13 protein-coding genes are annotated in these 7,863 nt (G+C 40.0%); 5 read left to right on the top strand and 8 right to left on the bottom strand.

The features are described 5' to 3' along the window. Positions 1-163: 163 nt before the first annotated feature. The 6 genes from DD829_RS22520 to DD829_RS22495 form a co-directional block, all read right to left on the bottom strand. Positions 164-460: a DUF2958 domain-containing protein gene (locus tag DD829_RS22520; protein ID WP_116548168.1), complete on the bottom strand. Its 297-nt coding sequence runs from the start codon at positions 458-460 to the stop codon at positions 164-166. A 26-nt stretch (positions 461-486) separates the two neighbouring features. Beyond that, positions 487-711 carry a hypothetical protein gene (locus DD829_RS22515; protein ID WP_123906971.1) on the bottom strand — a complete coding sequence of 75 codons (225 nt, stop codon included), beginning with the start codon at positions 709-711 and terminating at the stop codon, positions 487-489. A gap of 97 nt (positions 712-808) precedes the next feature. Next, positions 809-1,024: a hypothetical protein gene (locus DD829_RS22510; RefSeq protein ID WP_108409416.1), complete on the bottom strand. Its 216-nt coding sequence runs from the start codon at positions 1,022-1,024 to the stop codon at positions 809-811. A 46-nt stretch (positions 1,025-1,070) separates the two neighbouring features. Next, complete coding sequence (locus DD829_RS22505; RefSeq protein WP_108409417.1) at positions 1,071-1,505, bottom strand: hypothetical protein; 435 nt, start codon at positions 1,503-1,505, stop codon at positions 1,071-1,073. 178 nt (positions 1,506-1,683) lie between these two features. Continuing rightward, positions 1,684-2,262 (bottom strand): hypothetical protein, encoded by a 579-nt coding sequence (locus DD829_RS22500; RefSeq protein WP_116548166.1) that lies wholly within the window; start codon positions 2,260-2,262, stop codon positions 1,684-1,686. Positions 2,263-2,370: 108 nt separating this feature from the next. Beyond that, positions 2,371-3,009, bottom strand: coding sequence for a hypothetical protein (locus DD829_RS22495; protein WP_108410668.1), 639 nt, complete (start codon positions 3,007-3,009; stop codon positions 2,371-2,373). 1,555 nt (positions 3,010-4,564) lie between these two features. Here DD829_RS22495 and DD829_RS22490 point away from each other — a divergent pair. The 5 genes from DD829_RS22490 (at position 4,565) to DD829_RS22470 (ending at position 6,615) form a co-directional block, all read left to right on the top strand. Further along, the gene (locus tag DD829_RS22490) at positions 4,565-4,915 is read left to right on the top strand and encodes a hypothetical protein (RefSeq protein ID WP_123906970.1); all 351 of its coding nucleotides are present in this window, start codon (positions 4,565-4,567) and stop codon (positions 4,913-4,915) included. 81 nt (positions 4,916-4,996) lie between these two features. Continuing rightward, positions 4,997-5,194: a TraM recognition domain-containing protein gene (locus DD829_RS22485; RefSeq protein WP_165796583.1), complete on the top strand. Its 198-nt coding sequence runs from the start codon at positions 4,997-4,999 to the stop codon at positions 5,192-5,194. 9 nt (positions 5,195-5,203) lie between these two features. Next, on the top strand, positions 5,204-5,611 hold the full coding sequence (locus DD829_RS22480; protein ID WP_108409453.1) for a hypothetical protein: 408 nt from the start codon (positions 5,204-5,206) through the stop codon (positions 5,609-5,611). 161 nt (positions 5,612-5,772) lie between these two features. Further along, complete coding sequence (locus DD829_RS22475) at positions 5,773-6,072, top strand: hypothetical protein (RefSeq protein ID WP_108409454.1); 300 nt, start codon at positions 5,773-5,775, stop codon at positions 6,070-6,072. Between the two features lie 9 nt (positions 6,073-6,081). Further along, positions 6,082-6,615, top strand: coding sequence for a hypothetical protein (locus tag DD829_RS22470; RefSeq protein WP_108409455.1), 534 nt, complete (start codon positions 6,082-6,084; stop codon positions 6,613-6,615). 85 nt (positions 6,616-6,700) lie between these two features. Here DD829_RS22470 and DD829_RS22465 read toward each other — a convergent pair whose 3' ends face one another. Together DD829_RS22465 and DD829_RS24015 are read right to left on the bottom strand one after the other, a co-directional pair. Beyond that, positions 6,701-7,258, bottom strand: a complete 558-nt coding sequence (locus DD829_RS22465) for a hypothetical protein (RefSeq protein ID WP_108409456.1) — start codon at positions 7,256-7,258, stop codon at positions 6,701-6,703. A gap of 358 nt (positions 7,259-7,616) precedes the next feature. Beyond that, on the bottom strand, positions 7,617-7,863 hold a 247-nt coding region (locus tag DD829_RS24015; protein WP_194294706.1), incomplete at its 5' end, for a LytTR family transcriptional regulator DNA-binding domain-containing protein.

The raw sequence follows: 7,863 nt of genomic DNA, 5'->3' as shown, positions 1-7,863 counted from the left end.
TGTATCCTTCAGGATCTGTATTGGTGTAACTCAGAATCCTGACTTTTCCTTCAGAGACTTTTTCGTATTCCACCGTCCATATGATGGAGATAAGTCTTCGGGTTGCTTTCATGATTATAAGGATAATTGTTTTTTACGTTGTTTTTGCTTGATTTCTTTCTGCTTATTCATCCAGATCATTAAACCTTATTTCTTCAAAATAGCAGTCCCTTTCGATGGTAAGCCCGAATGGTAATTTCAGGGCTTCCAGTTCATCTATGGAGAAGCTTCCCCACTCATCGAATCCCATTCCGGTAACATAGCCGAAGCAGATCCTTGTTGCAGGATCATATTCGGTGGCATACCACGTCTGTGGACCGCAGGGATTAAAGAACCGGGCAATGATCAGCGGATTTTCTTCGTCACCCTGGCTGCCTGTTTCTGCAAATCTTGCTTCCAGGGTTTCAGTTATTAATTTCATTTTCTATTCTGTTTCTTTTCATTGTTTTATTGGACCAGATCATCCCACCCGAGCCTGCGGTAGATTTCGAGGTTATGATCAAAAGCTCCTTTGCAGCGGAAGCGGGGTTCTCTGTTTTCTCCTTCAGTTCCGTGGCAGATCTGGTGGCTTTTAAATAAATTCCTTACAATGACTTCATTCGCCAGCTTCGGATCTTGCCATCTTCCTTTCCCGTCCGGTTTGAACGGACAGGTGGAACAGAAGTTTTTCATCACGGGTACTTTTTCAGGATCGATTTTCATGCTGACTGTTTTTAGAATCTTTACTGTTTTATTACGTTCCGGATCACAATCCGTGAAAAGGATTAGATTATTTCAGAAGAACCCTGTAGACAACAATCAATGTATTGCCGTCCCGGGCAGGAATAACTTCTTCAATGACCAGTCCGTTATCATAGAGTGATCCCAGCATGAAGTTTACAAATTCTTCAAAATTTAAAGGCTCTTCTTTGTATATCTGAAGGTAGTCAGCATGCTGTTCCTTACCAAGGATCATGATCTGTTTCAGTCCGTTTGTGTTCATCATGAGTGATCGGTTGGGGAAGTTTCGGCAGACAGCCGAAGGCTTCCGTTTATTTCATCCATATTTGTTGTGCTTTTTCAAAGCCTACCCACTCATGGTTTTCATCAAAGCCTCTTGAAGCAAGTTCATAGCGGATGATTTTCTTTAGAGGGATCCTGTAATGAAGGATGAATCTCAGTATCTCACCACTCATCACAGAAAACGCTCCCATCAATTCCTCCCAATGAGGAAGGGGATCTTCCGAACTTCGGATGAGCCGTATTTTTGCATAATTCATCCAGTGGTAATCCTCGGGAACTGCAAGCCTGAATTCCATCTCCAGATCTTCAAGCATGGTACGGTTGACCACGGCATAATTGTTTGCCGGTCCGTCCAGAATCCCGAACTGTTCCTTTGTCTTTCTGTGCTTAAAACTCTGCCAGAGGGCAAAGTCCGTCGCCTTATGGATGTCGTCAAAGTATTCCAAAAAAGGTTCTTTTTTCATAATTTTAGTATTGGTTGTCTGATATTTGGTTTTCGGAGTGATCCCGAATGTAAAGTGTATTATACTTTTGGCATATTGCTACACTGGAACATCGCAACACTGAAAACACTGATTCATTATTTTCATTTCTTATTGATAACCATTGGTTATCAGTCGGAAACCCATATTAAAACCTGTGCTAAAGCATCAGGATTTTATACGATTCTTTATCTTCCCTATCGTTGAGAAGAGTCTGTGCCTGATGTTCATGATGGAAAAATCCGTGAAGAGGAGCGGTTATGTATTTGTCTTCTTCACTGACATCGTTGTCAAAGATTCCGTACACCGTTTTCGGAATTCCTGCTTTTTCGCAGAGTGTATTATAATTGCTGTAATCATATGGATCCCAGTCCGGAATATTTTTTTCCCTCAGATAATGATTCTGCAGTTGGAGCCGGGTGAGTATATGGTGTACTTTTTCGGGAGTAACGGGGTAATCCGTTTTACTCTTCCAGTACTCAATAAGGTAGGGAACTACAATAAAGTCACCGCCGATAAAATCCAGCAGTTCTTCTTTATCCATCGTTTCTACATCTGTTAAGTCTTCAGGAAGCTCTCCTTCACCGATCCACAGGATAACAGCAATAAGGTCTTCTTTCTCCAATAAAGTGAGCAGAATCTCACAATACCGGAAATCTCTTTTTGCCTGCAGCAGATTCTGCAAAAAAGTAAGATAGCATAAAATGAGCAGGCGGTCTTTGGTTGGGTTGGTTGTCATTTGATTTAAGTATTTGTTGGTTTGGTATTTAATATTTGAGTTTCAGAGGGTAAACGGTGAATGCTGTCATCCGCTGTCTACAGTCTAAGACTTTTCCTTTTTGCAGGATTATCTTTCTTTTAAAAGCTTTCGGCATGTGACAATGAACTCATCGTCACTCGGCAGCTGATCTAAAGGAAAGCTTACCAGAAGCTTCACGGGATAATAATCCGAAACCTCTTTGTATAAATGGTAGAAACGATCCGCCGGAGCTATTCCTCCGCCGGTGAACCCGCAATAGACTTCAAAAGTATTCCTGTCAAAGTCTGTCACATACGCCCACGGGCACCAGAGACTCTCTGCGGCAAAACCGTAGCTGTCAGTCAATATAATTCCCACGCGGTCTTTATACCCAAGGATAAGCTCAAGAATATGTTCGTCTTCGCGTAATCCCGAAATAAATATGGAATCATTCGTGTTCGGGGCAGTATGACGGAATGTTGTTCCATTGCCCTGCGGATCATTTCCCCATTCATCCGCAAAGTATATTCCGGGGTTTCGGCTCATATCCATATTTTCCGGGGAATGGCTGGTGCTAAAAAAGCATACTTTAGGTAACATCTGTTTCAGTAATTCTACCTTTGCTGAATTCCTCAGAAAAGACAGGGTGGAGATTCCAAGACTTTCGGGATAACCGTCCCACTGCCCGTACCGGGCTACTTTTATTTCACCTTTGTGGATCACCACCGTTAAGCTTCGTGTTCCCATAGTTATTCTTCATTGTTTTCATATTCAGAAGATTTGAAATCTTCGGATGCTTCGCCGGGAGATTCACAATACAGAAGTATGGCAGCCACAAGCTGGTTGTAGTCTCCTTTTTGGCATTCTTCCAGGACAAGATCAATTTAGTTCACAGATTTATTATTTTTTTTAAGGAGTTCATGAACCTCGTTCCTCGGTTTCCTCCTGGTTCCAGCCCTGCCTTCTTGCTTCTTTACTGAAGTTTCCCATTATAGAATAGGCATTGCCGTCAATTTTTGTCAGATCCAAATCGACCTCTTTGTTGACTAATTTCTTCATTGCTTTACGAATTATTGAATGGTTGTACAATTATTTTTTTTGTAAGTGCTTTTAATTCTCCTTAGTAATTATTGATCTGTATTTTTCACAAGAGATATTTTTGTTTTTGTTTACGTGTTTTTTTTAGGAAGATAAAATGTCGACGTTTTGTGGTATACTGAAGTATGATTTTTAATGCAAGGGGAATGTGTATTTTGGACTTGACGGAGCGGAAATAGCAGTACGGTATTTTAGAGAAGTGAAGCAATGCGGAAATTAGTGATATTCTATCAGGGAAAATCTGGCGTATTGCCGCTTAGATAAAAGCAAATCGTTGTCCGATAAGTCGTTTTCATAAGGGTTGCCGTAAGGGTTCTCATACGGGTTCTCAATAGGGTATTCAAAACCCGTCATTTCAACCGCTTGACAAATTAAAAAATAAGTCCCTTTTTTAATGTTCCCATAAAATTAATCTAAGAATTTACCAATGTAATCGTGTACCAATACTGATATGGCGACTATTTTATTGTTCCGCTGCTACACCAGATACACGGTACACTAAAATAGAGCTGCATTTTGAAGATAGACTTGCTTTGTCGCTGTCAATCCATATGTGTCGCTATTGCTGTAAGGAGCAGATCAGGCAAAATAAGGACTGTCTTTCTATCTGCTTTTCATCCCAAAATGCCGGAACCTGCCTTCTTACAGAATGTTTAAAGAAACAGCAGAAAACAACTGACAGCAGAAAAAAAATATAACAGACAAGTTTCCGGAAGCGGAATATTACTTCCTGTCAATATAGTATACATCAAAATATTTTATTTCTTCTTTGTATTCTCATGAAAATAATACTTTCTTCTTTCTTTAATTCTTTTTTCAGATTTTTTTTCCGTAATGAAAAAAATCTTTCATTTCAGCAGGTCCGGTGCCTTTCCACCTGAAAGATATGGACAGGCATACTCTTCTGACAGGAAAATCAGGGTCATGAAAAACCGAGCTTCTTAAAAATGTATTTTTTCAAATCCAGCAGCATACCCATCATAAGCAGCAGGCATCACTGGTATTCCTGGATGTCCACGGGGATGTGTCCGAATCTTTACTTTCCCTGCGTCTGAATATCCAAAAGCCTGAGCGCCTTGTCTATATTGACCCTTTTTTCAGAAGGCACAGCATTCCCTGTATCAACCCTTTTTATCATCAAGTAAATGATCCGGTTATGGCAGATCTTCTCTGCCAGCAGTTTACCGCCGCCTTTCTGGACCTTATGGGAAGTGCCGGACTGAGCCTTTATATGGATACCCTGCTCAAACCCTGTCTTTTTCTTTTATTTTCGAAGGGCGGCTGCGGGCTCAGGGATCTGCAGGAGATGATGGACGATACGGCAAATGAAAAACGGATTGCTCTTGGAAAACAGTCTCCGTATCCTGTATACCGCAGCTTTTTTGAAAATTTCTCCCATAAAAGATATGAAGCCACCAAGATGGCGCTCTATACCAGGATCCAGAATCTTTCCAACCACTGGGCAGTATATCATATGCTGAACGGAGTTCCCACGGTGAATTTTGAAAGAGCAATAGATCAGGGGATGGTCGTGCTGGTGAATCTTTCCAAATGAAAGTTAGGGGAACAGGCGAGTAAAGCGTTATGAAAATTTATCACCGCAACCCTTCTGAGCCTGACCCTGAAAAGAGCTTTTGTGCCAGAAAACCACAGGCTTCCTTTCTATCTTTTTGTGGATGAATTCCAAAATTTTGCATCTCCTGCTTTTGAAACCATATTATGTGAAGCCAGAAAATTCAGATTAGGCCTTGTCATTGCCCTTCAGAGTATTGGGTCTCTTTCTCCTGAACTTAGAAATACCGCCCTAAATAATTCTGCCGTAAAGATCTTATGAATCAACGGGATGCCGGCACTCAAAGCCCAGGCAGGGGACTTTGGACTGACTTACGAACAGCTGCAGGAATTAAAGCCGTATGAGTTCTATATTAAAGTCGATCACCATAAGGCGATTAAAATACAGGCTCCTTCCTTTTTACTGAAAAACCCAAAACGTTACTTTGGATTGAGTAATGAAGTAAAATCATTAAAAGAATATGTGCTGAATACATCGGGACTTTACCACAGCACTGATCATCAGCCTGTAGAAGTACCTCCCGAAAACAATCAGTATGTAAAGGATTATGTTCAGAAAACTGACACAACGTCCTGCTCTTCTCCGAACAATAATCTTAAAAACTCTACAAACCCTCAAACAAAAACCAACCCAAAAGAGGATTTCCCGAAAGGGATTCCGGCAAAGTATTCATTGTAATCAGGGATCAGGCATCAGATAAGGAACACAGGACTGTATTAATATTTATCGCTGTTCTTTTTGAGCAGCACCGATAAACTCAAATCTTCTGTTTCCTGTCTCCCTCCGGTATCTGTAGCCTTATTTGCACGTTTATCCACCTCCTAAACAAAAACAAAAAAATGAAAACAAAAAAAGAAATCCTGACTCCCGCGATGGAGAGAATTTTGGTTCATCTCTCTACTTTTAAGTACCTGACCATCTCGCAGCTCCTGCGTCTTGATGCCATGAAGGACAGAAGGAACCTGAACAGAACCCTTTCCCTGCTCAGGCAAATGCCAAAGCCTTTGGTTCAGAGCCTTTCTTTTGCTGTTCACCCCATCCATGGAAGGTTAGAGCATATATTCTTTTTAACGCCACATGCAGCAGTACTTTTACAGCAGTTCTACGGAGAACGTTTTCCTGTAAGATATCCTAAGTGAAATTCTCCGGTGTATGGTTTTGACTACTTCCACAGGCTTGCTGTCGTTAATTTTGAAATTGAGCTCAGGATATTTGCTGAGAAAAATGATCTGGGTGTTTCTTTCTTTACAACCTATTTCGATAAAGTTTCTACCGGAAAGGATAAAGGTTACCGCGCTGCATCTGCCATTACAGCCCGGGACAATCAGTACCTTATTCCGGATGCGATATTCATGCTTAATACCCCCTGGAGAGAGGAGATTTATACTCTGGAGGTATTTTTAGACAGAAATACGGCAAGGATTTTGAAAAGCCTTTCCCTGCACCTGAAAGCGTTGCAGCGCGGAATGCCTTCGGAACAGTATGGATTAGATTACGGAAGCCGCATACTTTGTGTTTTTAAACATAAGGCCGTCCTGAATAATATCATGGAGAAAATATGCGGGAACCCTGATTTTTCTCAAACCAAAGCACACTTTCTTTTTAAATCAATGGACGAGCTGGAAACAGAAAAATTCTTCGACCGGCAGTTTTATGATGGTACAGAAGCAAGTCTGTTTTAACAGCAGCAGGCATTGCCCTGATGGCCCCTGTTTCCCATAAGTGTTGAATTCGGTATGGAAAATACGCTGACAGGGAACATTTTCATTAAATCCGGATACATAAAAGTAATGCAAAAACGGAAAGAAAAGCAGTCATTAATCCTATAATAGCGAACAGAAAGCATCCTCCCTGTTCTTTTTTAGGTTCACAGCCTCCGTGAGAAGGACCGCAATTCGCTATATAACAATCACTTGATGCAAATTTACCGGATAATACCAATTCTTTTGAAGAAACCGTCCCGGAAATAATATTTTCAACGTCAGCATCGGTAAGCCCCCATATTGTGTTAATGCTGCCATAATGTTTATGAAGAAGTTTTATCGTGTTATCAAAAAATACAGGATTGGGGTCACAGGGTAAATGATCAACAAAAAAGCCAATATATTTTTTACAAAATTCTCTGTAGTCTTTCGTATGGGTGATAAAAATATGCCATATTCCGTCTACAAGAATACTAGGCTGTATTGACTGATTGGAATATTTTACCAGACTAAGGAATTTGAGGCATTCATGAAAACAAATTTCAGAGTATTCCAGACTGACAGAATGAGTAACAGAAAATTCTTCTATTACTCTGAGATTTTTATATTGTATGATTTCCATATGAGTTTTTCATGGGTTACTATTTCAGTTAATTTTTTTTTAGGGATGTTTTAATCTGTTTTTAATTATTGGGCATTTTGATTTAACATTGCTTTTACCATTGATGCAAAGGTGTTGCTCAAACATCAATTTTAGCTTTTTCCATTCTGATCTCTTTATCCTGTATCATTTAATCAATGTCCTTTCCTAAATATAAGCTTTTTTTGATAAGTAAAAAACAGAAGAGAAAAACTCTTCTGCTTCCGCTTGATTAGGGCACCAAAACCTATTCAAAGCTGTATAAATAAAATATATCAATAAGACATCTGTATTTTCAGATTATGTTTTTGTATGAAAAATGCAACTGTTTTTTTAATTTTTATCTTTCCAATACTTGTTTCAGCTGCGTAAATTTTCCCTTTCCTAAACGAACATGAATATTATGCCTGAGGCGAAGGGCTTTTCTCTCAATCCGTTCAATGGCGTGGATATTAACAATGCAGTCTCTTTTTTTGGCAATGAAGTAAGGAACACCATGTGTTTTAAATAACTCTTCGCAAAACTCCCAGGTGGCGTGGATTTCATGGAACTGTGTATCTGAGAAATAAAGAAGCTTGTGTCTGGGA

The organism is Chryseobacterium sp. HMWF035, from assembly GCF_003094695.1.
Lineage (GTDB): Bacteria > Bacteroidota > Bacteroidia > Flavobacteriales > Weeksellaceae > Chryseobacterium > Chryseobacterium gambrini.
The sequence above is the reverse complement of the archived record's forward strand: the minus strand, read 5'-3'. Positions and strand labels throughout refer to the sequence as shown.